The following is a 24,149-nucleotide window of genomic DNA, read 5'->3' on the forward strand; positions in this document are numbered from 1 at the left end:
CCAGGGCGGCGACGTCGCGCTCACTGACGCCTTATGAGGTCGGGAGGGTCTGGGACGACTCAGTCGATGAGCATGGTCTCGCGCACGCGTCGCACCCAGGCCAGCTTGTCCTCCAGGGAGGCACTGGCCGGGGTATTGATCTTGAGACCCTCATAGGTCTGAGAACCCGAGGCCGCACACATCGTGGCGGCCACCCGCTCGGGCGTGAGCCAGCTGGTCGGCTCATGCTCGGCCAGCGGCAGATGCGCATCGGCCCACGCCCAGGCCCACTGGGTCCTCTCGGGACCGGCGCCCGAGATCATGACACCGCCCAGCCGCCCGGCCTCCACCAGCTCGCGCACATGGTGCTCCGGGGTCACCGGGTCGTGGCTCTCAATGACCGAGCGCCCCCAGTTGACGGTGATGAGCGCCGGGGTATCCCGGCAGGCGGCGATCTCCTGGGACAGTGGCAGGAAGGCCTTCTCCGAGGGGCCCACGCCACCCTCGGCGTCGCAGTGCTCCACGATCATGCCCAGGTCCCGGGAGGCGAAGTCCTCGACCAGCTCGCTCAAGGAGGCGTGGAAGGCCTCGGCGCCGGCTTGATGATGGGGCGCCGAGTGCAGCTCCACCCGGGTGATGACTTGCTGCCCCGCGGCCTCATGGAGGCGGTCGACCGCCTCGAGCAGGGTGCGGGTGTAGGCCAGGGCCTGAGCGCGTCCGTCGTCGTCGGGGGAGGCCAGGCCGAAGGCGGGGTCGGCTCCGGCGCGTCCCATGGTTCCCGGGATCGCCGTGATGACGCACTGCGTGAAGCGCCCCGCCAGCTGCTCGGCCAGCCACGGCTCGGGCGCGTCAAGCGCCTCCCGGAAGGGCAGCTCGATGCCGTCGACCCAGCCGAGGTCGGCCAGCGCGGCGTACAGGGCAGCGGCGCCCTGACGGTCCTCATCGTCAGGGGGAAGCATGGGGTAGGCGCCGACGACGAACGGTACGGTGCGGTGAGCAGCGGGCTTCTCAGCCTGGTTCTCGGCTCGGTTCTCAGTCCGATTCTCTGAGGTGGCGGACATCTGGTCTCCTTGAGGTTCTGGAATCGTGCTACAATGCGCGATACATCAGACATCATATGACTGGATGGCGTTGCGGCGCACCGTCGCGCACAGGTTTCGTCTCACCGCATCGATCCGCCAGAAAGTCGATACCCTCCTGGGAGACCCGGCTCATGCTCTTTGAACTCATCGCATCCGGTGCCTCCTCGCCCCTGAGCGTCAGTGAGCGCGACGTCGCCGCCCTGGCCGCATGCGAGCGCGGCACGATCCTCCTTGATGTCTCCGTCAGGGCCGACGTCACCCTCATGGAGCTCACCGGCTCCAATGGCCGGATCACGCTGTCTCTGCGCGGAGGCCGCCTCTACGGCGAGCAGGTGCTCGGATCCGACGGCTCGCCGGAGATCGGGACGGAGGAGCAGGACGGCGTCGAACGGCGCCTCCTCGATGCCGAGGACGCCCTGGGGCTGGACGACGGTCGCCCCCACACGATCGCCTTGACCGTCAACGAGACCGGCACCCACCTCTATGCCGACGGCTACGAGTGCTTCTCCACGACCCTGACCGCCTTCCTCGTCCAGATCGGTCTGACCGGCGTGCGCATCGACCCCGACGGGATCGCGGCGGTCACGCGCCTGGCCGCCTGGGCCGAGCCCCTCAGCGACCGCGCCGTCATGGCCCAGTCCCTGGCTGTCACCCCGATGGTGCAGTTCGCGGCCAGTGAGCTCTCCGCCCGCGACGCCCGCCGCGTCGGGGCCCTGGCCACCGGCGCCATCCGCGCTCTGTTCCGCACTCGCGGCCGTGGTCAGGCCGGCAGGGTCATCGCCGCCAGCGGCCAGGGCGGCACCCTGCACCTCGACATCGACGCGGGAGGCCTGACCTACCGGGTCCTGCCCGGAGCGGACTCGCCTGAGACCGAGCCCCTCGTCGAGGTGCGGGCCCCGGGCCACTGGGACGACGGCGCCTGGCACGACGTCGTCGTCACCTCGGCGCGCGGCGCGGTGGAGATCCACGTCGACGGCTACCAGGTCGCCCACGCCCCCGGCAGCGCCTTCCTGGCCGACATCGCGCCGGTGGCCCGCGTGGTCGTGGGCGCGGACCTGAACGGCAAGCGCCTCTTCGGTGAGGTCCAGACCGCCATGATCTACGACGCCGCCCTCACCGACGCCCAGATCAAGCGCCTGGCGGGTGCTGTCCCGCTGCCCACGCGCGCGCTGTTCGACACCGGCTACCACGGTGCCCTGTCCTACCGGATCCCCTCCCTGCTCACCCTGGACAGCGGCGTCATCCTGGCAGGTGCCGACCAGCGCGTCTCCATCCCCAATGACGCCCCCAACGACATCAACCTCGTCATGCGTCGCAGTCTCGACGGCGGGCAGACCTGGGAGGAGATGCGCACCCTGCTCTCGCTGCCGGGAACCGGCGCGCTGGGGGCCTCCCTCATCGACTCGGTCCTGGTCCAGGACCATTCCACCGGCCGTGTCATCTGCCTGGTCGACCAGTTCCCCGGCGGCATCGGCCAGCCCAACGCCGTCGTGGGGACCGGCTTCGACGCCCAGGGGCGCCGTGTGCTGCACAACCGTGCCCGCGAGCTGTTCGCCGTCGAACCCGACGGCACGGTGGTCACCGCCGCGGGCGAGCCCACCGACTACCGAGTCGTCCTGAGCAACGACGCCGCCACCGGCGCCCGCGCCGGCGACGTCCTCCTGGGAGGCGAAGCGGCCGGCAGCATCTACCTCGCCTACGAGCAGGCTCCCGAGGAGTGCCTCTTCCAGCACCGCAGCTCCCACCTGCTCATGATCACCTCTGACGACGACGGCGCCACCTGGTCCGAGCCGACCGACATCACCGCCCAGCTCAAGGCCGACTGGATGTGCTTCCTGGGCACCGGACCCGGCAACGCCATCCAGCTGACCGGGCCGGAGCACGCCGGGCGCATCCTGGTCCCCGTCTACTACAGCCACGAGGCCGGCGGCACCGGCTTCCTGTCCTGCGCCGCCATCTACTCCGACGACGGCGGGGCCAGCTGGACCCTGGGGTCCTCACCCAACGACGGGCGCGAAATTCTAGGCGACATCGTCTCCTCGCGCGACCTGGCCGACGAGCGGGCCAGCCTGTACGAGTCCGTCCTGGTCGAGGGCGCCGACGGCGCCGTGCACGTCTGGGCCCGCAACCAGCACCCCGCGGGGCGGGTCGCCCACGCCGTCTCCCACGACGGCGGCGTCACCTGGGGCGAGGTCGACTACCACGACCAGCTCACCGAGATCTTCTCCCAGCCCAACGCCATCGCCGTCACCGGTGCCAGTGACATCGCCGGAGCCGCTGAGCCCAGCAGCAGGAGCATCGTCTTCGCCAACGCCTCCCAGATGCTGCCCTTCCGCGGCTGCGGCGTCATGCGCCTCAGCCACGACGACGGCGTCACCTGGCCCCACAACCGGGTCATCAACCCGCGCCACTACGTCTACCAGTGCATGGCCCAGCTGCCCAGCGGTGACATCGCCCTGCTGTGGGAGCGTGAGTGGCAGGGGCTCTTCCTCACCACGGTGCCGCTGACCTGGCTGGTGAGCTCGCGCTCAACGATCAGCTGAATCCGCGTATGGCCACCCGATCCTGGCGCCCGCGGTGTGGGCCGTGGGGGAGAATCACCCCATGACGAGCCCCGCGCCCTCAGCCTCCGCCGCCTCCACGCCCCAGCCCGAGCACACGCCTGTCTTCGACACTGCTGCGCGTCGCTCAGCGCCCCACGAGCTGCTGGGACTGACCAGCCCCGCCTACGGCGGCGACTACAACCCCGAGCAGTGGGACGAGGCCACCCTCGCCGAGGACCTCGAGCTCATGGCTGAGGCCGGCGTCAACCTGGTCTCCCTGGGCATCTTCTCCTGGGCGCGCCTTGAGCCCCGTGAGGGCACCTACGAGCTCGACTGGCTCGTGGAGCTCGTCGGCCGCCTCCACGACGCCGGGATCGCCGTCGACCTGGCCACCGCCACCGCCTCCCCGCCCGCCTGGATGGCCACCGACCACCCCGAGTCCTTGCCGATGACCGCCGACGGCGTGCGTCTGGGTCTCGGCTCGCGCCAGCAGTACTGCCCGAGCTCCACCGTCTACCGAGAGCGCTCCACCGCCCTGACCAGGGTGCTGGCCGAGCGTCTGGGCGAGCACCCCGGCGTCGTCATGTGGCACATCGGCAACGAGTACGGCTGCCACACCGCCGAGTGCTTCTGCCCGGCCTGCGCCCAGGCCTTCAGGGCCTGGCTGGCAGGCCGCTACGGCGACGTCGAGCGCCTCAACGCCGCCTGGGGCACCGACTTCTGGTCCCAGCGCTACACAAGTCTGGAGCAGGTCACCCCGCCGGCGGCCATGCCCACCTTCCACAATCCCGCCCAGCTCCTGGACTGGAGGCGTTTCTGCGACCACCAGCTGCGCAGCCTCATGGAGGCCGAGGCCCGCATCCTGCGCGAGCACTCGAACCTGCCGGTGACCACCAACTTCATGGGCGACTTCCCGGCCACCGACTACTGGCGCTGGGCCGACTCTCTGGACATCGTCTCCGACGACTCCTACCCCGACCCCGCCGACCCGGCCGCCGCCCATGAGGTCGCCTGGGCCGGTGATCTCATGCGGGGCCTGGCGGGTGGACGCCCCTGGATCCTCATGGAGCAGGCGCCCAGCGCCGTCCAGTGGCGCGGACGCAACTCGCCCAAGCGACCCGGCCAGCTCCTCCTGTGGTCCCTGGCACGCGTGGCCCACGGCGCCGACGGCATCCTGCAGTTCCAGTGGCGCCAGTCCCGCCAGGGCGCCGAGACCTTCCACTCCGGCATGGTTCCACACGCCGGGCGCGCCAGCCGCACCTGGGACGAGGTGGTGGCCACTGGCCGGGCCCTCAAGCGGCTCGGCCCGGTGCTGGGGGAGCCGGTGCGCGCTGAGGCGGCCGTCGTCCTGGACTGGGAGAGCCAGTGGGCCATGAGCTCGGCCATCGGACCGGTTGAGCTCGGCGAGCGCTTCGAGGCGGCTCGTGCCTGGCACCGCAGCCTGTGGGAGACGGGGATCGCCACGGACGTCGTCCCCGTCGGGGCGGAGCTGACCGGCTACCGGCTCATCATCGTGCCCGCGGTCTTCATCGACCGCCCAGAGCTCGCCCGCCACCTGGAGCAGGCCGCTGCCGTGGACGCCCAGGTCGTCGTGGCCGGTCCCACCGGGGTCGTCGACGCCGGCGCCGAGGCGGTCCTGGGCGGCTACCTCGGGTCGTTGCGGCCCCTGCTCGGGGTGCGGGTCACCGACCACGCCGCCCTGAGCGGCCCAGTGGGACCAGAGGGCTTTAACAACGACTCCCGCGGGGTGCTCGTCAACCGTCTCAGTCGCGCCGTCGGAACGCCCGCCGCCGAGACCTGGACGGGCCTGGAGCCGATCGGTGAGCCGCTGCGCCGCGTCCTGGACCGGATGGGCTCACCCGCCCCTGAGCTGCGCGCCGGCGGGTGGGCTGAGGAGATCCGTGTCGACGAAGCGCCCGGCGATGCCGAAGCCGCTCAGAGCCGGGAATCGGCTGAGGCAGTGGCGGTCTTCGACGATCGCGGCGGGGGAGCGGATCTGGCCGGGCGGCCCGCCATCACTCGGCGCGCAGTGGGGAGTGCAGGAGCGGCCTGGTACGTGGCCGCCGACCTCGACGCCGTCAGCCGGGCCGCTCTGCTGACACTGGTGTGCGCGCACGCCCGGGTGCGGCCGGTCGTCGCCGACCTGCCCGACGGCGTCGAGGCCCAGCGGCGCGGTGAGATCCTCTTCCTGCTCAACCACGGCGACCGGGCCGCCGAGGTGACCGGGATCGTGGGCACCGACCTGCTGACCGGCCAGGTCTGCACGGGCCACGTCGTCCTGGCCCCGCGCTCGGCGCTCGTGGTGCGCGAGAACACTCGGTGAGTTCTCGTCCGAGAGGCTGAGGTGCCTCGTGCCGGCGGCGTCGGTGGCGTAGCCTCGTGGTCGTAGAGATCCAATCGATACCCCTGGCAAGGAGCCTCATCGTGTCCCGTCCTCTCTCCCGTGGGCCGCAGTTCGACGACGACGCAGAGGTGGATGCGACCGTCGATCACGTCGACCGCGGACGGCCGACCGAGCGGATCGATCTCTCCGAGGCCGAGGCCCGGGCGGGTGCCACCGAGGCGATCGCCATGCCGCCGGGTGGTGAGGGCTGGGGCTATCTGCCGCCGTCGACGTCGACCCCGCAGCTGGCAGCCTCACCGGACCAGCGCAGCCAGTACACCCAGGTCCTCCAACCCATGCAGGCGGCCCCGCAGACGATGGCCATGCCGGCCCATGCCACCTACCTGGCCGAGCCGGTCCAGCCCGTCTACGTCAATCCCGAGCCCACCCGCCCCACGGCCTTGCAGGTGCCGGCCCAGCAGGCCTGGAGCGAGCCTGAGCCCGAGCAGCCGGTGGAGCTGCCTCGCCCGCCCAAGCGCCGTCGCACAGCTGCGCTGCCACTGGGGACGATCATGGTGCTGGTGGCCTCCGGGCTCCTGGGATGGGGGACGTACACGCTGCTGACCACGCTCCACATCTTCGAGATCATCTCGAGCCAGACCTGGACGCCGAACTGGACTGCGATCGGCGCAGCCGGCGGCGGCGCGGTGCTGGCCTTCATCGCCTTCTTCGTGGCGTGCGCAGCGCTGGCACGCGCCAAGCCGAAGGCTCCGGCAGCGTTACTGGTCCTGGCCTCGTTATTCCTGCCCCTGGCCGCAACGGCCGCAGGCGTCTACTACGGGGCGGGCGTGCTCAAGGAGCAGACCGTCGCCGAGGCGCAGAACTTCGCCGGTCAGATCAAGGTCGGCAACATCGACCAGGTCCTCAGCTCCCTGCAGTCCGGCGTCTCCTTCCCCGGCCGTGAGGACATCATCAGTGTCCTCAACACGGTCAAGGACAAGGCCGCCGAGCAGGGAATCGACCCGCAGGGCGGCGCCGACCAGTCCGGTGATCAGCAGGGGGACTCCCAGGACGGTGCCGGTCAGGATGACGGTGGCGGCCAGCAGGACGGCGCGCAGGACCAGGGTGGATCGGAGCAGTAGCCGTCTCCTTCGACCCGGATGCGGTCCTGCCCCGGATGCAGTTCGGCCTGCTGAGGCCCGGGCCTCTCATGCGGTTACCTTCAGGGTGGATCCGCCTGAGGCGACGCGCCGCACTGCGATGTGCTCGGCGATCTGGTCGCGCAGCTCGGCCACGTGGGAGACGATGCCGACTGTGCGTCCGCCGGCACGCAAATGGTCGATCTCGGCCATGACCGTCTGGAGGGTGTCGGCGTCCAGGGTTCCGAAGCCCTCGTCGATGAAGAGGGTCTCTAGGCTCACGCCCCCGGACTCGGCCGAGACGACGTCGGCCAGGGCCAGGGCCAGCGACAGGGAGACGTAGAAGGTCTCCCCGCCCGAGAGGGTCCTGGGGTCGCGTGTGCGCTCGTCCCCGAGATGGTCGACGACGGCCAGGCCCAGCCCTTTGCGGCGCCTGCGCTGGCTGGTCTCCTCGGTGACCCGGATGAGCTCATAGCGTCCGGAGGACATCTGGGACAGGCGCTCGTTGGCGAAGACGAGGACCTCCTCGAAGCGGGCCTGAAGCACCCAGGTAGCCAGGGGTATGCCGGTCTCGTTCTCCCCGCGGGCGAGCGAGGCCACCCGGATGAGGTCGGCGCTGGAGCCGGCCGCCTCCTCATAGGCGGTTGTCGCCTGCTCGACGCCGTCGACGGCCCGGCGCAGGTGCTCGTGGGACTCGGCGGTGCGCGCCTGGAGGGAGGCGGCCTGCCTCGCGGCGGCGTCCGCCCGGGCGAGCTCTGCGGAGGTGTCCTCGAGGCGGTCCTCCTCCTGGCCGCTCAAGGCGGCGATCTCAGGGTCCTCCAGACCCAGCCGGACCCGCTCGCGGGCGGTGGCGGCGGTGCTCACGGTGGCGGTGAGGTCCTCGATAGCACCGCGGTCCAGGGAGGCGGCCCGCGCCTGGGCGGCGCTGGTGAAGTCCTCCTCGTTCAAGGCCTCAGTCAGGTCTGTCAGGGTGCTGCGGGCCTGAGCCAGTGCGGTGCGCGCCGCCTCGACGTCCTCGGAGGCGTCCTCGGCCTCACCTGCCCGCACGAGCAGCGCGGCGGCGCGGGCAGTGACGCTCGGCCAGGACCCGCGCGCCTCCAGGCAGCGCCTCTGGTCCTGGGCCAGGGCCTCGCGGTCGGCCTCCAGGCGACTGCGGGCCGACTCCTGGGCCGAGCGGGTGGCATCGAGTGCGGTGCGCTCCTGCTCGGTGTCGGCATCGAAGGCCTCGAGCCGTTCGGCCAGCTCGTCGACGCCGTCGGCTGCGGCCTGAGCCGCGGTCAGGGCGGTGGTGGCCTCGTCCAGCGCGGCCTTGGCAGCAGTGGCGTCCAGACCGTCACTGCTGCGCTGGGCCTCCTCACGCTGCGCGGCACAGGCGTCTCGCTCCCGGACGGCTCCGCTGAGCGCCTCGTCGGCCTGCCGTTGGCGCTCCTCGGCGGCCTCGACCTGCTGGCGGGTGGCACCCTCGGCGTCTGCGGAGGCGGGGGAGGGGTGCGTGGGCGAGCCGCACACGGGGCAGGGCTCGCCCTCGGTGAGTTCGCCGGCCAGCGTCCCGGCGGTCCCGGAGATCCAGGCCAGGCGCGTGGCGCGAACCCGTTCGGTCGCCTCCTGAGCGAGCGCGGCCGCCTGAGTGCAGGCAGCGTCCTGCTGGGTCAATTGGGTGCTGAGCTGCTCGACGGCGAGGGCGGCGCGATGGCGCTCCTCGGCTTGGGCGCGGCGGTCCTGAAGGCCGTCCAGGCGCTCGCGGGCCGCCCTCGCCGCCTCCAGCTTCTCCACCAGGGCGGTGCGCTGCGCGGGGCGCTCGGCGAGCTTCTCCGCGCGCTGCTCCAGCTGGGTTGCGGCGCGCTGCAGCTCCGCCTCCCGCTGCTGCAAGGCGCTTTCGCGTGAAGGGAGGCCTGCCTCGAGGTCCACGAGGGCCTCGAGCTGCCCGTGCTCGCGACGGCAGCGGTGCGCCAGATCGTCAAGGCTGCGGGGGCTCAGGGCCTCGGCGCGGGCCGTCTCCGATTCATCGGCCGCCACAGGGGTCTCTGCCGTGTCGGAGTCCTGCGGGGCCGCGCTCGCTTCGGTATCGCCGGCCCTTGCCTCGCTGGGGTCAGCCTCGAGGGCGGTGAACTGGTGCTGCGCTTCACGGACCAGGGGCTCGACGAGGGCGGCGGGTGTCAGAGCGGCGCCATGACTGTGAGCGTCGCTACCGGTGGCCTCCTCTGTGCTGCCGGGACTGGTGTCTCCGGCCTGCTCGGCGAGGTGAGCCAGGCCGCTCTGGTCGGCGCGAGCGGCCAGAGCGGCGACGGCCTGCTGGGCGCGGCCGCGGGCTGCCTGCTCGGCGGTCAGGTACGGCCGCACCCGGGCTGCACGCTCGGCTGCCTGGAGACGCGCGGCATTATCGGCGTCCTGCTCGGCGCGCTCGGCCAACCGCTGATCCTCCTCCACCAGGGCCCGACGCCGCCCCAGGAGGTCGTGGAGCCTTTGGGCCTCCTCACGGGCGGCCTGCGCCCTGGCGAGCACCTTCCCAGCGGCCTCGGCACGAGCATCGGCCTGCTGGGCACGGTTACGTGAGACGTCCAACACCTCGGCCCCGACGCGGCGAAGAGCCACCAGGTCCGGGGTAGTGCCCACCATTGCCGCCTCCAAGGCCTGGGCCGGTGTCGGAGTAGGACCGGCGTCGGCCTCCTCCGGCTCGTCGTGGTCGGCGTCTTCCATGAGCAGCGGCAGTGCCTCCCGGGTCCCTCCGGGCGGGGCCTCCTGCGACGAGTCGTCCTGGAGAGTCGCATGGTCAGCGTCGTCGGCCTCTTCGCCGGTATCTGTGGTCTCGGCGGGGGAGGGCGCCTCGGTGAGGAGGGGGTGCCGTCTCAGGGAGGCGACTTGTCCGCGCAGGTCGGCGGCGGCCTGCTCGACCTGCCGGGCCCCGTCCCGGGAGGCCTGGATGAGGGCGTCCTGGATGGCGTCGTAGATACCGGTGCCGAAGACGTCCTTGAGCAGCTGCTGGCGCTCGGAGGAGTCGGCGCGCAGGAACCGGGCGAACTTGCCCTGCGGCAGGACGACCGTCTGCGTGAACTGCTCCCGGCTGAGCCCGACGGCGCGTGCGATCTCCGCGTCGGCGTCGCCCACGCGGGTGACGGGTTCGTCGAACGGTTCCCCGCCGACCTCGGCCAGGTGCCAGAGCTTGACGGTGGCGTTCTGGGCGGTGGTGCCCTGGCCGCTCCGCTTGGCCCGTTCGTAGGTGGGGGTGCGGCGCACCCGGTAGACGCCGGCGCCGGTGGAGAAGACGAGCTCGATGACGCTCTCGGTGTGCGGGCCCACGAGTGTGGAGCGGATGCGCTCCTTGGAGGAGTCGGCCGAGTCGGCTACGTCCCCGTAGAGGGCGAAGACGATCGCGTCGATGATGGTGGTCTTGCCCGACCCGGTGGGGCCGGTGAGCAGGAAGCGGCCCGAGGCGCCCACGGCGTCGAAGTCGACGTGCTCCCGCCCCGCGTAGGGGCCGATGCCGGTCATGGTCAGGGAGTGGATCCTCATCGCTCGCTCCTCGCGCTCGCCAGGGCTGACTCGTAGGCGCTGCGCAGGACACCGCGCTCGGAGGGCTCGGGGGCGCGCCCGCAGACGTCGTCGAAGAAGTCCTCGGTGATGCGCAGCGGGTCGGCCACGGCGGTGACGGCGATGCGCTCGCGGGCGGTGCGCGTGGGGGCCTCGTGCTGGAAGGCCAGGAGGCTGGGGAATCGATCCTTGAGGGTGGCCAGGGCGCCGGGTGGCCGCCCGCCCTGGAGGATGACGCGCACCCAGGCGCCGGTGGCGTTGTCGAAGGCGGGGGAGAGGAGCTCGGGCATGGTGCCGGTCAGGGTGCGTACCTGGTGCAGGACCGGGGTGGGGATGCGCTCCAGCCCGGTGACGCCGTGGGCGCCCAGGTCCAGCAGGACGGAGGACTTGGTGGCGGCGTTGCGGGCGCCTTCGGCCTCGTCGAAGGAGAAGGGCAGGGGCGAGCCGGAGTAGACCAGGCGCGGGCCGGTGGGCCGGGTGAGCTCCTGGGGCCGGTGGAGGTGGCCGAGGGCCACGTAGTCCAGGCCGCCGCTGCGCTCGGCCAGGGGCGAGCCGCCCAGGGTGGTGAAGACCCCGGAGGGCACGGAGTCGACGCCGCCGACGCGAATGTCCCGCTCGGACTCGCTCGCCTCACCGCCGACGACGAAGGCGTGGACCATGAGCAGGCTTGGCAGGCGCCGGCTGCGGCCGGCGCGCAGGCGGTCCAGGTCCGCGGCCACGAGGCGCAGGGCGGCGGAGACGACGGCCTCGTGGGAGCGGGACAGACGCGGGCGCTCCGGTTGAACGGGGTGGGAGGCGGCGTCCCGGTTCTCGTCCTGGTCCTCTCCGGCTGTGTGTCTCGTGGGGGTCTCCTCTCCGAGGCGTTCGGTAAGGAGGGGTGGGAGGATCTCGCGGGCGGCGTCGGGATCGAGGTAGGGCAGGGCGTGGACGATGGCGGCCTCGTTGCCGTTGGCGTCGGGGAGGATGATGCCGCGGTCGAGGCCGGCGGTGCGGGCCCGGATGATGAGGCCCTCGCGCATGAGGTCGGCGGCGAAGCCGAGGCGGCGGGCGGAGTCGTGGTTGCCGGGGGTCAGGACAACCCGGGTACGCTCGGTCAAGCGGCGCAGCGTCTCATCCAGGAGGGCGACGGCGTCGTTGGGTGGGATGGCGCGGTCGTAGACGTCCCCGGCGACGAGAACCGCATCGACTGACTCGGCGGTGACGAGCTCGACGAGGTGGTCGGCGAAGGCGGCGTGCGCGTCATCGAGCACGCGCCCGTGGAAGGTGCGCCCCAGGTGCCAGTCGGAGGTGTGGAGGATCCGCATGCCGACACTGTCTCACAGCCCACCGACATCTATTTCCTATGCCTCATGGTCGTCGAGGACGACAGAATTCGTGTGGGGCAACGGAAAAATCCGTTGCCCCACGCGAAGAATGCCGCTGCCGGTGAAAAGGGAGATGTCAGGCGGCGATGGTGCCGGCGGAGACCAGGGCGATGATGACCAGGCCCAGCAGCACGCGGTAGACGAGGAAGGAGGTGAACTTGTTGGAGGACACGAAGCGCAGCAGCCAGGCGATGGTCGCGTAGGCCACAACTCCAGATACGATCGTCGCGACGATGGTGGGCGTCCAGCCCACGGTGTCACCGATGGCTCCGGCCTCGGTCACGGCCTCCAGCAGTCCGGCCGCGACCAGGGACGGGATGCCCATGTAGAAGGACAGGCGCGTGGCCGTCACCCGGTCGAATTTGAGGAAGAGACCGGCGGAGATCGTCGCTCCCGAGCGGGAGATGCCGGGGAACACCGGGGAGAGCGCCTGGAAGGCGCCGATGATGAGGGCGTCCTTGACAGTGACGTCCTTCATGCCTTTGGTGAGGTTCTGCTGGCGGTCGGCCATCCACATGGCCGCCGACCACACGATGAGGGCACCGGCGATCACCCACAGGGAGCGGACGTACTCCTGAATGAAGTCCTTGAGGACCAGACCAACGACGGCCACCGGGATGGACCCCAGGACGATGCCCCAGCCGAGCGTGTAGTCAGGATCCTGGCGGGCCTGCTGGTTACTCAGTCCCTTGAACCAGGCAGTGATGATGCGGACGATATCGGCCCAGAAGTAGATGATGGCGGCGATGATCGCACCCACCTGGATAACGGCGGTGAAGGCGGTCATGCCCGCGGAGTTGATCTCGTAGCCGAGCAGCTTCTCGACGATATTGAGGTGGCCGGTGGAGGACACCGGGAGGAACTCGGTGATGCCCTCGACGATGCCGAGGAGGACGGCGTGCAGCCAGTTCACAGGGACTCCTGGGGTGGATGGATGGTGGACTCACGGCAGGTTACCGGCGCCAGGGATGGGGGAACGGCCGGGTAGCTGTGGTACCCGCCGCAGCAGTGGACGGCTCAGTCGCGCAGCGACGCCGGGTCAAACACCCAGTTCTAGGGCCGCGTATGAGTTTGTATCCCTTTTATAACGTTGGATGCGTGGCAAGTCCAGCCCGTGTGATCCCGGCGTGTGGCTGCGGGTGGTCGGCTGCGGCTGCGCCTCACTCCATGACGAGGTGCGCTGCGTGCTCGCGCAGGTACTCACGCAGATAGGGGGCGGCGAAGTCGACCCTGCCGTAGCCGGCGGTCTTGATGATCCCGGCGGTGAGCAGCCGGTTGCGGTAGACCGACACGTAGTTGACAGGGCGATCCATGCGTTCGGCGATGTCGGCGATCTGTGAGGGGCCGTCGTCCTTGGCGATGCACACGAGCATGGTGCGGTCGACGTCGGACAGGTCGCGTAGTGCCGGAGCATGAACCAGGTTGCCGAGGCGCAGTCGGGCAGCGGTCGTTCCTGCGGCGACTGCTGGCTGGGTCACTGGGCCATCGCCACTGTGCTTCCACACCTGGTACCCCACGAGCTGGATCATGAATGGGTAACCGCCGGTCGCGTTCGCGCACTCCTGGGCCAGGTTGTTGCTCAACGCCTTCGCGCCCGTGTCGAAGGTCGACTTCAGGGCCTCACAGACGTCGTCGATGGCCACCTCACCGAGTTCTATCCGCTCGGCTCGACGCAGGAAGGTGGTGATGTCGTCATTGAGGAGCTCCTCAACGGCTTTGGGGAGTCCCGCCATGAGCAGGCCGATGGGAGCCCCTTCGCGAATGAGGTGCTGCACCTCTGCGGACAGGGCTCGCAGTTCCTCGCGCGGAATGGCATGCACTTCGTCGATAGTGAGCAGCAGGCCGGTGCCGTGCTCCGCGAGCCACTGGGTCAGTGCTCGCGCCTTCTGCCGCCAGGAGGGCTCAGGAGCAGGTGCGTGCTCCAGTGTTGCGCTACCGCCTCCGAGCGGTGTGCTTAGGCTCAAGGAGGTCAACCGTGAGCGCTCCTTGCCGGCGAGCTGCGATAGCTGGCGAGTGAATTCGGTGGCGAGGCGATCCATGAGCCCCTCGCGTGCGGTCTCATCAACGACCACCCAGCCGCGCTCTCGTGCCGAGTCTCCCAGTGCGGTGAGCATGACGGTCTTCCCGACGCCCCGAGCGCCAGTGATGAGCTCCAGGAGTCCGGGTGCTCCGGGGCCGTCATCGAGGCTCTCCAGAAACTCCTCGATGACGCGGCTGCGGCCAACAAGTAAGGGAGGCGTTGCGCCCGCTGTGGGTTTGAAGGGATTGGTCATGCGTGATCGTCTCCACTTTTGCGCGTTTTAGATCTTTTAGATCTTTTATAACTTCAGAGCGTGCTGAGTTCCAGTGATGGGAGGTGAAGGCTCGGCCGGCTGCGGCGACTCAGTCGGTCTCGGCGCTCAGGTGGTTCAGGGCGACGTCGTGCAGTAGTGAGTTCGTGGCCACCGCGTTGCCCCCGAAGGGTCCGGGCTCGCCGTCGAGGGAGGTGAAGCGCCCGCCCGCCTCGGTGACCACGGGCACGAGCGCCGCCATGTCATAGAGCTCGAGCTCGGGCTCGGCCGCGAGGTCCACGGCGCCCTCGGCCACCAGCATGTAGGACCAGAAGTCCCCGTAGGCGCGGGTGCGCCAGCACGACTGCATGAGCCCCAGCATTCCGCGCAGCCGCTTGACCTGTGCCCATCCCGACAGCGAGGAGTAGGACATCGAGGCCCGGGTGAGGTCGTCGACGCCGGACACCGACATCCGTCGTGCCGAGCTCAGCGACCGTCCGGTCCAGGCCCCACCGCCGGATACGGCCCACCAGCGCCTCCCCAGCGCGGGTGCGGAGACCAGCCCGACGACGCACTGGCCGTCCTCGATGAGGCCGATGAGCGTGGCCCACACCGGCACGCCCCGCACGAAGTTCTTGGTTCCGTCGATCGGGTCGATGACCCACTGGCGCGAGGAGTGACCGGTGGTGGGCAGCTCCTCACCCAGGACGGAGTCACGTCCGCGCGCCCGGCCCAGCTGCTCACGGATGACGCGCTCGGCCTCCCGGTCGGCCTCGGTGACCGGTGTCAGATCCGACTTGGTCTCCACCGTGAAGTTCCCGGCGTCGAAACGGGCCTGGGTGAGACTGTCCACCTTGTTGGCGATCGTGTGCGCCAGGTGCAGATCATCTCGCCAGCGCCGCTGCTTGGCCGGGGGCGCCGTCGGAGCGGGCGGTGCCGCTGCCGGCGAGGGCGCCGCGGGCGGTTCCGGAAAGACGGGGCGTTGTGGGCGGGGAGTCTCGCTCATGACACCACGGTAGCGGGGGAGCGGGTTCGGTGAGACCCCACCGTCGTCGGGCGCGCCACCGACCGAGCTCAGCGGAGGCGTGCCGAGTCGTTATCAAAACTTGAGAATCCAGGCGGTGCGGCAGGGAACGGAGGTGGGCTGCATTCCGCCGTCATATTGCGGAAAAACAGCATCGAGCATCGTGAGTATAGGCGGATTCGATTTGGCTGCCTGTTATTGGTTCGTTACGCTGACGAGTATGACCCAACCCGGGAGGCTCTATGCAGCATAATGCCGGTTTTACCAGGGACGACGTCGTCACAGCCGCCCTCGAGATTGGTGTGGACCGGTTCACGATGGGCAAGGTGGCGCGTCGACTGGGGGTGAGTACAGCCGACCTCGCACGCACCGTCAGCTCGCGCGACGATCTGCTCGTGGCCTGCTTAGAGCGCGTCTCCGCCGACGTCACGCTGCCACCCGCCGGACTGAGCTGGCAGGACTATCTGCGTCAGCTCTCCGACTCCCTGTGGGACGTGCTCGACGCCAATCCCGGCCTGGACCACACCCTCATCGATCTGGCCTGGGCCTATGTGCCCTTCATGTCCGTGGCCAAGCGCGCCCACAACGCCCTCGTCTCGGGCGGCCTGCGCAGCGAGGACGCCTACCTGGCCCTCAACTACACACTTTCGACGGTCCTGACCTCCCACCAGCAGGCGGCCGCCATGGCCGAGACCATCGAGTCCGAGCACCAGCCGGGACGCCGCGAGCGCGGCATCGACATCGCTACCCGCATGTGGGACGAGCGCTTCGGCGGGTCGAGCGCGGCCCTGGGCATGCAGCGGTCGAACCAGCTCCACAGCGGTGACGACGCCGACCGTGTCCCCTTCCGCCCCAAGGAGTCCTGGCTGGACCGCGGCGCGATGACCCCCAAGCTGGAGGTCATCATCGGCGGCTTCTCCGGCCTGAGCGACGTCCTGTCCACCTCCGACGCCGGAGGCGACGGCGCCTCGCGGGGCACGTCCTCCGCACCACAGTCCAACGACACCAGGGAGTCCTCCGTGAACACTCTCGTTCTCGTCTTCCACCCCAACATCTCCGAGTCGCGGGTCAACAAGGCCCTCGGGGCCACGGCGGAGTCGCTCGGCGGCAACATCACCGTGCGCTACATGTACGACATCTACCCCGACTTCAACATCGACGTGGCCACCGAGCAGGCGGCCCTGCTGGGCGCCGACCGCATCGTCCTGCAGTACCCCATGTACTGGCTCTCCTGCCCGCCCCTGCTCAAGAAGTGGCTCGACGACGTCCTCACCTTCGGCTGGGCCTACGGCTCGACCGGCACGGCTCTGCACGGCAAGGAGCTTCTCCTGGCCGTCAGCGTCGGCGGCGCCGGCAGCGCCTACGGCCGCGAGGGCGCTCACATCTACACGATCCACGAGTTCCTGCGCCCCATGCAGGGCACTTCTCGCGTCATCGGCACCAAGTACGCCGTGCCCTTCCTGTCGGTGGGCGCCCTGGAGATCACCGACGAGGCCATCGCCCGGCGCGCACAGGACTACGCCGCCGTCCTCCAGACCCGCGAGCTGCCGATGCTCGACATCTTCGGCTGAGGCGCCGCCCGTCCGTGAGTCTGTTGGGTCCCCGCCGGTGCGATCACCGGCGGGGACTGCACGTCGACCGAGCGCACCGTAGGATTCCGGCATGGTTGAGATCGCCGCGTACCGGCCACAGCAGCGTCAGGCGCTGCTGGACCTCTCCCTGCGCGCCTGGGCCCCGGTATTCCCGCTCATGGAGCAGGACGTGCCCGCCTTCGTCTACCGATCCTTCTACCCCGAGGGCTGGCGGCAGCGGCAGACCGCCGATCTTGCCGAGGTCCTCGACGGTGAGCCCGACGGCGTCGACGTCGCTGTCCTCGACGGTCGCCCGGTGGGCTGGGTGTGCACCCGCCTGCACCCCGAGGACAGGATGGGGGAGGTCTACATCGTTGTCGTCGACCCCGACTACCAGCGCCGCGGCATCGGCCGGGCCCTCATGAACCACTCCATGGAGCGGGCCCGAGCCGCAGGGATGGCCATGGTGATGGTGGAGACCGGCGGGGACCACGGTCACGCCCCGGCCCGCGCCACCTACGAGGGGCTCGGCTTCCAGCGCTGGCCGGTGGCCCGCTACTTCAAGGACCTGTCTGACGGCGACTGAGATGCGTTGAGGGCCCCGAGTCGGATGAACCGGCTCGGGGCCCTCAGGGTGCGCAAGGCGGGAAGCTGACGCGTTCAGCCGCGGTGCTCCAGAGCCGGAAGGTCCGCGGACTCCAGAACGGCCGCATAGTCCTCGACACGCTGAGCCAGGGCCTCATCGGTGATGGTGAGGGTCCCCGTGGTGGTGAAGGGCTCGAGGTAGGTCATCTGGCACATGTCCGCCGTCGCCTGGAGCGGGCGCAGCAGCTCGGTGAGTGAGTAACCGTCCTCGTCGACGCCGTACTGTCCTCCGGTTGAGACGGCCACCAGCAGCTCCTTGCCCGTCAGCGCCTTGCCGGTGGAGCCGTAGGCCCAGCCGTAGAGGAGGACGTCGTCCTCCCACTGCTTGAGCAGAGCGGGGGTGGAGTACCAGTACAAGGGGAACTGGAGGACGATCCGGTCGGCGGTCTCCAGAATCGCCTGCTCGGCGTCGACGTCGACCTTCTGGTCCGGGTAGATCTTGTACATGTAGCGCACGGTGACGTCATCGCCGAGGGCCTCGGCCCTGGCGGCCAGGGGACGGTTGATGCGTGAGTCGGACATGTCGGGGTGGAAGACGAGAACAAGGGTCTTCATGAGCGCTCCTGCGTTCAGGGGGTAACGATGGCCGGTGTGCATTTGTGCGTATAAGGGCCTGACGGCGTCGCGCCGTCACGCCAGATGCTACGCACTGCCGGTGCCGTGCGGGCGCGGACCGGATCAGGGCTCCAGGAGCACCTTGATGGCGCGGCGCTCATCCATGGCCCTGTAGGCCTCGGGCGCGTCCTCCAGGGGCAGGCGCAGGGTGAAGACCTTGCCGGGGTTGATCTCGCGCTTGAGGATGCGGTCGATGAGGTCGGGCAGGAAGCGGCGCACGGGGGCGGGTCCGCCCAGCATGTTGATCTCGGCGAAGAAGAGCTGGTCCCCGGGCAGGGAGACGCCGTGAGCCACGCCCACGTAGCCGAGGTGCCCGCCGGGGCGGCAGGAGGCGATGGCCTGCATCATCGAGGTCTGGTTGCCCACGGCCTCGACGACGCCGTGGGCGCCGTAGCCGCCGGTGAGCTCCTTGACCTTCGCAGCGCCCTCGTCGCCACGCTCGGCGATGACGATGTCGGCGCCGAACTCGCGGGCCAGGGCCGCCCGGTCCTCGTGGCGGGAGAAGGCGATGACCCTCTCAGCCCCCAGGGCCTTGGCGGCCAGCACCGCGGACAGGCCCACGGCGCCGTCGCCGACCACCGCGATGGTCTTGCCGGGGCCGGCCTGGGCCGCCACGGCCCCGAACCAGCCGGTTCCCAGGACATCGGAGGCGGCCAGCAGCGAGGCAATGATCTCGGGGTCCTCGGGCCTGCCGCCGGGGACGACGACGAGGGTTCCGTCTGCCAGGGCCACGCGCGTGTACTCGGCCTGGGTGTCGCCGATGAAGCCGCCGTTGGCGCAGCGCGACTGGTAGCCGTCCTCGCAGATCTCGCAGGTGTTGTCGCTCAGGCAGAAGGAGCCGACGACGAAGTCGCCGACCTTGACGCTCTTGACGTCGTCGCCGACCTCGACGACGGTGCCCACGTACTCGTGGCCCATGGGGCGGGCCTCCTCCAGGGGCTGGATGCCCCGGTAGGGCCACAGGTCCGAGCCGCACACGCAGGCGGCCTCGAGCTTGATGACGGCGTCGGTGGGTTCGATGACGTGGGGGACCTCGCGGTCCTCGACGCGCACGTCACCGGCGGCGTGCATGACGACGCCGCGCATCGTGGTGGGCAGGGCAGGAGCAGAAGCAGTCACAGGTATGTCCTCACATCAGTGCGGGTTGATACGTGAAGACTAGACACGCGCCGTGACGCGGGTCCACCGCGTGGGAGGTTCTGTCAGGGCCACCCAGCGGGGCTGTGGAACACCGGCTTCAACCTGAGGGCCCGGCGTGTTCGGCCCGAGCACGGGCGAAGCCCGGCGCCGGCGAGCAGCGGTGACGATTGCGGGTGATCGCGCTCGGCCGAAGCCCGGATGAGCCCGGCAGGGCGCTACCGCCCCTGCTCGTCCTCAGTGTCCGACGTCGTCCCGCCGGCTCCGCGCGGAAGCGGCAGCACCAGCGGGGTCCCGGTGAGCGGGTCGGAGATGACCTGCACGGCCACGCCGAAGACATCCTCGACCATCTCGGCGGTGACGACCTCCTCGGGCCGCCCGTGGGCCACGATGGAGCCCATGCGCATCGCGATGACCTCGTCGCCGTAGCGGCAGGCCTGGTTGAGATCGTGGAGCACCGCCACGATCGTGGTCCCCAGCTCGGTGTTGAGCTCGCGGCACAGCTCAAGCAGATCCACCTGGTGGGCCAGGTCCAGGTAGGTGGTCGGCTCGTCGAGCAGCAGGATGTCAGTGCGCTGGGCCAGGGCCATGGCCACCCACACCCGCTGACGCTGACCACCGGAGAGAGCGGCCACGTGCCGGTTCGCCAGGCCGACGACGTCGGTGCGCTCCATGGCCTCGGTGACGGCTGCGTCGTCGTCGGGCGACCACTGGTGCAGGAGCGACTGGTAGGGGTAGCGGCCGCGCGCCACCAGCTCGTGGACCGTGATCCCGGGCGGGGCGATCGAGGACTGGGCGAGCATGCCCACCCGCCGGGCGAGCTTCTTGGGTGCCAGGGAGGCGATGTCACGGCCATCGAGGACCACCTGCCCGGCCGATGGTGAGATCACCCGGCTCATGGCGCGCAGCAGCGTGGACTTACCGCAGCCGTTGGGGCCCACGATCATCGTCACCGCGCCCGGGGTGATGGCCGTGCTCAGGTCCTCGATGATGGGATGACTGGGATGGTAGGCCAGGGAGATGCCCCGGACGCCCAGGCCCGTGGAAGGGGCCTGGGCGTCCGCGGGCGCCTCCGTCGAGACGGGGGAGGGCACGGGCTACTTCTTCAGGGAGTCGGAGACCGTGGTGAGGATGGTGCGGATGGCCGTCGGGCCGGCGTTGAGGAAGAAGGCGTCGTCGTCGACCTGGACGGCCTGCTTGGCGTCGACGGGGTTCAGCGCCGGCCACAGATCCAGTGAGGTGACCTTCGAGGCGTCGCCGCCCTGAACGCCGTAGAACAGCCAGTCGCCATTGGCCTGCTCGAGCTGTTCGGGGGAGATGTCCTTGGAGGTGTCATCAGTGAACTGCTGGTCCTTGGGGCGGGCAAGCCCCATGTCGGCCAGCACCGAGCCGGGGGTGGACAGCGGGCCGAACAGGCGCAGACGCTCCTCGTTGTGGCGCAGCAGGGAGACCGCGGGGGCGCCCTCGATGGCGGCGCCGGCCTTGGCGGCGTCGGCCTGGTAGGTCTCCAGCCACTTCTTGGCCGTGTCGGGCTTGCCCAGGGCATCGGCCACGAGCAGGAAGTCCTGCTTCCAGTACTGGCCGGTTCCCTGCGTCACCACCGTCGGGGCGATGGCGGACATGGAGGCGTAGACCTCGTCGGCCTTCTTGATGGCCCCGTTCATGAGGATGAGGTCGGGGGCCAGGTTGCTGACGGCCTCCACGCTGGGGTCCTTGCGGGAGCCGATGTCCGTGAGCGAGCCCAGCTGGTCGGCGTACTTGGGGAAGGCCTTCTTGAGGTAGTCCGGCACGGCCTCGGCGCCGTCGCCCTTGGTGGAGCCCACCGGCACGATGCCCAGGGTGAGGGCGACGTCGAGCTGGCCGGTGGCGATGACAACGACCTTCGTGGGGGCCGCGGGGATCTCGGCTGAGCCCTTGAAGTGGGTGACCGTGCGGGGGAAGACGTCGTCGGCCTGACCCGAGCCCTTGCCCTCGGGCATGCCCGTGGGCACCGAGGATGTCGGGGTGGGCTTGGCCCCTGCGGAGGCGGACGAGTCGGGGGAGGCTGCCGAGTCCGATCCGCCCTTCTTGGAGGAGCAGGCGGCCAGGACGGGCAGAGCAGTGGCCAGTCCCGCGAAGGCAATCGCGGACCGGCGGCTGTAGAGCGATGTCATGTGCTTAGGCTAACCTCAGTCGTACTGTTTTGATCAAGAATCAACCCGTGGGAAACGAGGTAGGAGTGGACAAGATCGCCTTCAGGTCCCGGATGGGCGTTGTGCTGCTCATCTGCCTGGTGCTGCTTTCGGCGCTGATCCTCGTCAGCCTCGCCGTCGGGACCCGCAGCCTGACCCTGGAGGAGATTCTCACCGGGCTCGCCGGGCAGAGGAAGACCGTCGCCTCCATCATCATCTGGAGGATGCGCATGCCGCGCACCGTTCTGGCCGTCGTCGTCGGGGCCGCCCTGGCCGTCGCGGGAGTCGTCATGCAGGGACTGACCCGCAACCCACTGGCCGAGCCCGGAATCCTCGGCGTCAACGCCGGCGCCTCCCTCGCCGTCGTCCTGTCGCTGTCCGTCCTGGGAGTCGACGACGTCGGCGGCTACCTCTGGTTCGCCTTCGCCGGGGCGGCTCTGGCCGCAGGACTCGTCCACCTCATGGCCCGCCGCAGCGCCGACGCAGGGCCGGCGCGCCTGGTGCTGGCCGGGGTGGCGCTGGGAGCCAGCCTGCGCGCCATCACCGGCACCATCACCATGTACGACTCCAAGACCTTCGACTCCTACCGCTTCTGGGTCCTGGGCTCGCTCGCTCGGCGCGACGCCGGCCTGCTGGTGTGGATCGGCCCCTTCCTCGCCGTCGGCCTCGTGCTTGCCCTGGCCTCCGGGCTGACCCTCAATGCCCTGGCGCTGGGGGAGGAGCAGGCCAGGGCCCTGGGGGTGAGCCCCGCACGGGCGCGCGCCCTGGCGCTGGCCGCCATCACGCTCCTGTGCGGGGCGTCGACGGCGGCCGTCGGCCCGATATCCTTCGTCGGGCTCGTGGTGCCGCAGGTGCTGCGGCTCGCCCTGGGGGCCGACCAGCGCAAGCTGCTGGCGGTCTCCCTCGTGGCCGGGCCGATCCTGCTCCTGGGGGCCGACATCCTGGGGCGCGTCCTCATCGTTCCCGCGGAGATGGAGGCCGGCGTCGTCACAGCCTTCATCGGTGGCCCCGTCCTCCTGGCCATGGTGGTGCGACGCACGGGGGTGAGGACCCGATGAGCCGGCCCACCGCGAATCCACGACTTCCGGAGGGGGCGGAGTCGCGCGCGAATCCGGAAGGGTCGGGGCAGCAGGTCCGCTCGGGGCCTCCCCGGTCCTTCATGAGGCTGCCCGTGGGGCCCCGGCAGGAGATCCTGATCCACCGCCGCGCCGTCACGGTGACGACCCTCCTGGTCCTGACGGCCCTGGCGGTCATGGTGCTGACGGTTCTCACCGGCACCTACAACATCTCCTCGGCGGACGCTCTGGGGACGCTGCTGCGCGGCACGGGAAGCGACCTGGATCGCTTCATCGTCATCGACCAGCGTCTGCCACGGGCGCTCGCGGCCGTGCTGGTGGGGGCGATGCTGGCGCTGTCGGGCGCCATCTTCCAGAGCCTGTCCCGCAATCCTCTGGGCAGTCCCGATATTGTCGGCTTCACCACCGGTGCCTCGACGGGAGGGCTGTTGGCGATCCTGCTGGCCTCCGCCTCCTCGACCTTCCAGATCGGTGCCGGCTCGATCCTCGGTGGTTTCGCGACGGCGGCGCTCGTCGCGTTTGTCGCGCTGCGCCGCGGGATTGGCGGCGACAACCTCATCCTGGCCGGTATCGCCCTGTCGGAGATGCTGTCGGCGGCCAACGGCTACCTCATCTCCCGGACCTCCCTCCAGAGCGCCGAGGCGGCCAAGGCCTGGCAGTACGGCTCCTTCAACGCCATCTCGTGGGGGCAGGTCCGCCCGCTCCTCATCGCTGCGGTCGTGCTGCTGCCGCAGGTGCTCTGGCTTATTCGGCCCGCCTCCATGCTGGAGATGGGCGACGATGCCGCCACCAGCCTGGGGACGCGCGTGAACCGGATCCGTGGGATGATGCTCGGTTACGGCGTGGTGCTGGCTGCCGTGTGCGTTGCGGTGGCCGGGCCGATCGGCTTCCTGGCGCTGGCGGCTCCGCAGCTGGCGCGGCGCCTGAGCCGGTCTGCCGGGATCACGATGGTCGCCTCGGCCTCCATGGGGGCGCTGCTGCTGGGCGGCGCCGATCTTCTGGCGCAGCGGTTGCTCAGCCCCTTCCAGATCCCGGTGGGCCTGGTCAGTGCCGCACTGGGCGGGATGTATCTCATCTGGCTGCTCATGTGTCCCTCCGGGCGTGCCGGACAAGGTGGCTGAAGGTGCGCCAAGGGACGGGGGGCGCGAGTCCGGGCCCGTGGGGTGCTGATTGGGCTGTGTGATGGTTGTTGGAGTTGTGTGAGGTCAGGTGGCGCGGATCCACCTGGGATGGACACGATCTCGGCTGTGGGCCAGGGCGTTGCGCTCAGGTGGTGCACGGCCACCTCAGGTGGACGGCCTGGCGGTAGCCGGTGGTAGCTCGGGAGGTTCGGAGTGATATCGAGCCAGGCTTGATCTGTGTCGGCTCAGGTAGCCGGAAGCGAGCAGGACTCACGCAGTCGCAACGGCATGTCCGATGTGCGTCGGCTCGTGTGAGCAGTGGACTGGGCAAGTAGAGGCCGGCCGATCAAGACTGACCCGGGGTTTTCCACAGGGTGGTTGTCGGGTCTGGCGGTGTTGGGGTGTGGGCGGGTAATGTCAATACACCGCCCGGGCGGGCAGTGTTGCCCGACCTGATGGGGTGGAGCTGTTTCGGTAGCGAGGAGGCTTCCGTGATGAGTACGTCCCGACAATCCCCTGCGCCCGCGGGCGCGCAAGGCTCAGCACCCGGTCGCAACCGGG

Annotated in this window: 17 protein-coding genes; 7 read left to right on the top strand and 10 right to left on the bottom strand. The window is 70.1% G+C overall.

Annotated features, from left to right (window positions below; genetic code table 11):
- Positions 1 to 59: 59 nt before the first annotated feature.
- On the bottom strand, positions 60 to 1,040 hold the full coding sequence (locus tag HMPREF9056_RS03515; RefSeq protein WP_009402853.1) for a DUF4862 family protein: 981 nt from the start codon (positions 1,038 to 1,040) through the stop codon (positions 60 to 62).
- Positions 1,041 to 1,192: 152 nt separating this feature from the next.
- Here HMPREF9056_RS03515 and HMPREF9056_RS03520 point away from each other — a divergent pair, with 152 nt between their 5' ends.
- The 3 genes from HMPREF9056_RS03520 to HMPREF9056_RS03530 all read left to right on the top strand — a co-directional run bounded on the left by HMPREF9056_RS03520 (position 1,193) and on the right by HMPREF9056_RS03530 (position 7,069).
- The gene (locus HMPREF9056_RS03520) at positions 1,193 to 3,604 is read left to right on the top strand and encodes a sialidase family protein (protein WP_009402854.1); all 2,412 of its coding nucleotides are present in this window, start codon (positions 1,193 to 1,195) and stop codon (positions 3,602 to 3,604) included.
- A 61-nt stretch (positions 3,605 to 3,665) separates the two neighbouring features.
- On the top strand, positions 3,666 to 5,927 hold the full coding sequence (locus HMPREF9056_RS03525; protein ID WP_009402855.1) for a beta-galactosidase: 2,262 nt from the start codon (positions 3,666 to 3,668) through the stop codon (positions 5,925 to 5,927).
- A 101-nt stretch (positions 5,928 to 6,028) separates the two neighbouring features.
- On the top strand, positions 6,029 to 7,069 hold the full coding sequence (locus tag HMPREF9056_RS03530; protein ID WP_034513653.1) for a hypothetical protein: 1,041 nt from the start codon (positions 6,029 to 6,031) through the stop codon (positions 7,067 to 7,069).
- A gap of 66 nt (positions 7,070 to 7,135) precedes the next feature.
- Here the strand turns inward: HMPREF9056_RS03530 and HMPREF9056_RS03535 are convergent, their stop codons facing one another.
- The 5 genes from HMPREF9056_RS03535 to HMPREF9056_RS03555 form a co-directional block, all read right to left on the bottom strand.
- Positions 7,136 to 10,576 (bottom strand): AAA family ATPase, encoded by a 3,441-nt coding sequence (locus HMPREF9056_RS03535; protein WP_009402857.1) that lies wholly within the window; start codon positions 10,574 to 10,576, stop codon positions 7,136 to 7,138.
- Positions 10,573 to 11,898, bottom strand: coding sequence for an exonuclease subunit SbcD (locus HMPREF9056_RS03540; RefSeq protein ID WP_009402858.1), 1,326 nt, complete (start codon positions 11,896 to 11,898; stop codon positions 10,573 to 10,575). The genes HMPREF9056_RS03535 and HMPREF9056_RS03540 overlap by 4 nt, the downstream gene beginning before the upstream one ends.
- A 136-nt stretch (positions 11,899 to 12,034) precedes the next feature.
- On the bottom strand, positions 12,035 to 12,871 hold the full coding sequence (locus HMPREF9056_RS03545) for an undecaprenyl-diphosphate phosphatase (RefSeq protein WP_009402859.1): 837 nt from the start codon (positions 12,869 to 12,871) through the stop codon (positions 12,035 to 12,037).
- 247 nt (positions 12,872 to 13,118) lie between these two features.
- Positions 13,119 to 14,231 (bottom strand): ATP-binding protein, encoded by a 1,113-nt coding sequence (locus HMPREF9056_RS03550; RefSeq protein ID WP_009402860.1) that lies wholly within the window; start codon positions 14,229 to 14,231, stop codon positions 13,119 to 13,121.
- A 109-nt stretch (positions 14,232 to 14,340) separates the two neighbouring features.
- A complete protein-coding gene (locus tag HMPREF9056_RS03555) occupies positions 14,341 to 15,234 on the bottom strand; it encodes an inositol monophosphatase family protein (protein ID WP_034513657.1) in 894 nt (297 codons plus the stop codon).
- 260 nt (positions 15,235 to 15,494) lie between these two features.
- Here HMPREF9056_RS03555 and HMPREF9056_RS14960 point away from each other — a divergent pair, with 260 nt between their 5' ends.
- On the top strand, positions 15,495 to 16,823 hold the full coding sequence (locus tag HMPREF9056_RS14960; RefSeq protein WP_009402862.1) for an NAD(P)H-dependent oxidoreductase: 1,329 nt from the start codon (positions 15,495 to 15,497) through the stop codon (positions 16,821 to 16,823).
- Between the two features lie 91 nt (positions 16,824 to 16,914).
- Positions 16,915 to 17,409, top strand: coding sequence for a GNAT family N-acetyltransferase (locus HMPREF9056_RS03565; protein ID WP_009402863.1), 495 nt, complete (start codon positions 16,915 to 16,917; stop codon positions 17,407 to 17,409).
- Between the two features lie 74 nt (positions 17,410 to 17,483).
- Here HMPREF9056_RS03565 and HMPREF9056_RS03570 read toward each other — a convergent pair whose 3' ends face one another.
- From HMPREF9056_RS03570 to HMPREF9056_RS03585, 4 genes are all read right to left on the bottom strand, one after another.
- Complete coding sequence (locus tag HMPREF9056_RS03570) at positions 17,484 to 18,023, bottom strand: NAD(P)H-dependent oxidoreductase (protein WP_009402864.1); 540 nt, start codon at positions 18,021 to 18,023, stop codon at positions 17,484 to 17,486.
- A 123-nt stretch (positions 18,024 to 18,146) separates the two neighbouring features.
- Positions 18,147 to 19,169 (bottom strand): zinc-dependent alcohol dehydrogenase family protein, encoded by a 1,023-nt coding sequence (locus HMPREF9056_RS03575; protein ID WP_009402865.1) that lies wholly within the window; start codon positions 19,167 to 19,169, stop codon positions 18,147 to 18,149.
- 269 nt (positions 19,170 to 19,438) lie between these two features.
- Positions 19,439 to 20,314, bottom strand: coding sequence for an ABC transporter ATP-binding protein (locus HMPREF9056_RS03580; RefSeq protein WP_009402866.1), 876 nt, complete (start codon positions 20,312 to 20,314; stop codon positions 19,439 to 19,441).
- Between the two features lie 3 nt (positions 20,315 to 20,317).
- Positions 20,318 to 21,373, bottom strand: a complete 1,056-nt coding sequence (locus HMPREF9056_RS03585; protein ID WP_034513661.1) for an ABC transporter substrate-binding protein — start codon at positions 21,371 to 21,373, stop codon at positions 20,318 to 20,320.
- Between the two features lie 92 nt (positions 21,374 to 21,465).
- On the opposite strand from HMPREF9056_RS03585, the gene HMPREF9056_RS03590 reads away from it, so the two are divergent.
- Both HMPREF9056_RS03590 and HMPREF9056_RS03595 read left to right on the top strand, forming a co-directional pair.
- Positions 21,466 to 22,449 (top strand): iron chelate uptake ABC transporter family permease subunit, encoded by a 984-nt coding sequence (locus tag HMPREF9056_RS03590; protein WP_087942177.1) that lies wholly within the window; start codon positions 21,466 to 21,468, stop codon positions 22,447 to 22,449.
- Between the two features lie 101 nt (positions 22,450 to 22,550).
- Positions 22,551 to 23,588, top strand: coding sequence for an iron chelate uptake ABC transporter family permease subunit (locus HMPREF9056_RS03595; protein ID WP_009402870.1), 1,038 nt, complete (start codon positions 22,551 to 22,553; stop codon positions 23,586 to 23,588).
- Positions 23,589 to 24,149 lie beyond the last annotated feature (561 nt).

Source organism: Actinomyces sp. oral taxon 170 str. F0386, assembly GCF_000195595.1.
Classification (GTDB): Bacteria; Actinomycetota; Actinomycetes; order Actinomycetales; family Actinomycetaceae; genus Actinomyces.